A 1,514-nucleotide genomic window follows, 5' to 3' on the forward strand; every position below is an offset into this window, starting at 1 on the left:
GCTCTACGAGCGCTTCGCCGAGATCATTCGAGCGGGCGCTTCCGATGTCGACCTCGCGCCACTTCAGCACGTGGCCGACGCGTTCATGCTCGGCAAGCGCAATCTGGTCGAGGCGTTCTTCGACTGAGTCGGCGAGACTGCATCACTCGACGATCGCAATCGCAAAGCCGTCATAGCCTTTGGCGCCAACCGTCTGGATGGCGGTGCCGTCCAGCCGCTTGTCGCCGCCGATGAACGAGAACGCCGCACGGGCGCCTTCGACATTGACGTCGAGGCCATCTTTATTGAGCACCGCACCGTCGCGGATGACGTTGTCGCAGACGATGACCGTGCCAGGGCGCGACAGCTTCATCGCCCAGTCAAGATAATTCGGGTTGTTGGGCTTGTCGGCGTCGATGAAGATCAGGTCGAATGGCCCGGCACTTTGGTCGACCAGCGCGGCGAGCGACTGGAGCGCCGGGCCGACCCGCAGGTCGACCTTGCCGGAAACCCCTGCCCGCTCGAAATTCGAGCGCGCGACCCTGGCGTGGTGGGGATCGAGTTCCAGCGTCACCACCTTGCCGTCCGCCGGCAGTCCCCTCGCCATCCAGATGGTCGAGTAGCCGCCGAGCGTGCCGACCTCCAGCACGGTCTTCGCGCCGCGGATGCGCACCAGCAGCGACAGCAATTTGCCTTGCGCGGCCGAGACATCGATGGCCGGAAGGCCCTGGTCGCGGTTGGCCGCAAGCACGGCGTCCAGCACGCGGTCCGCTTCGAAAAGCGAGGAAACGATATAGTCGTCGACTGCCGTCCAGGTCTTGCTGCTCATAGCTCTTCCTCGTTGCATGAAGCCAGATCAGGATCACGGCTAAGAGCCATCATCCCGATCCGGCTTCTTTGTTGGAGCATGATCTTTCTCGAAAACCGGTACCCACTTTTCGGGATCATGCTCTGAATGCAAAAAGGGGCCCGCGTAGGCCCCTTCTCGTCGTTTCTCATATCATGCCGCTTACTGCGCGGCGTTGACCATGTCGGTCAGCATCGGGTCGGCGACCTCGACACCGGAGGCCTTGCGGCGCTCGTCGATGATGAGCTCGTCGCGCGAGGTGGCGATGCGCCTGATCTGGCTCATCGTGCCGCCAGTGCCGGCCGGGATCAGACGGCCGACGATGACGTTTTCCTTCAGGCCCTGCAGCATGTCGGTCTTGCCGGCAACCGCAGCCTCGGTGAGCACCCTGGTCGTCTCCTGGAAGGAGGCGGCTGAGATGAAGGACGGCGTCTGCAGCGAGGCCTTGGTGATGCCGAGCAGCACCGGCTGACCTTCGGCCGGCTTCTTGCCGTCCTCGATCAGGCGCTCGTTGACCTCTTCCAGCTCGATCACGTCGACGTGGTCGCCCGGGATGTAGGTCGAGTCGCCCTGCGTGGTGATCTCGACCTTCTGCAGCATCTGGCGAACGATCACCTCAATGTGCTTGTCGTTGATCGACACGCCCTGCAGGCGGTAGACCTCCTGGATTTCGTTCACGAGGTAGGAG

At 63.0% G+C, this 1,514-nt stretch carries 1 protein-coding gene and 2 pseudogenes; 1 reads left to right on the forward strand and 2 read right to left on the reverse strand.

All coding sequences use genetic code 11. From position 1 onward, the window contains the following. Positions 1–127, forward strand: a pseudogene (locus tag EOA27_RS42720) (gfo/Idh/MocA family oxidoreductase); the annotation flags it as partial. Positions 128–142: 15 nt separating this feature from the next. On the opposite strand, the gene EOA27_RS36025 reads toward EOA27_RS42720, so the two are convergent. Then, positions 143–808 carry an O-methyltransferase gene (locus EOA27_RS36025; protein WP_126082807.1) on the reverse strand — a complete coding sequence of 222 codons (666 nt, stop codon included), beginning with the start codon at positions 806–808 and terminating at the stop codon, positions 143–145. A 180-nt stretch (positions 809–988) separates the two neighbouring features. Then, positions 989–1,514 (reverse strand): annotated as a pseudogene (locus tag EOA27_RS36030) (DNA-directed RNA polymerase subunit beta'); the annotation flags it as partial.

Source organism: Mesorhizobium sp. M2A.F.Ca.ET.037.01.1.1, from assembly GCF_003998075.1.
In the GTDB taxonomy this organism is placed as follows: Bacteria; Pseudomonadota; Alphaproteobacteria; order Rhizobiales; family Rhizobiaceae; genus Mesorhizobium.

Coding starts and splice junctions, on each gene's coding strand:
- EOA27_RS36025 (WP_126082807.1), bottom strand. CDS start 808: ATGAGCAGCAAGACCTGGACGGCAGTCGACGACTATATCGTTTCCTCG.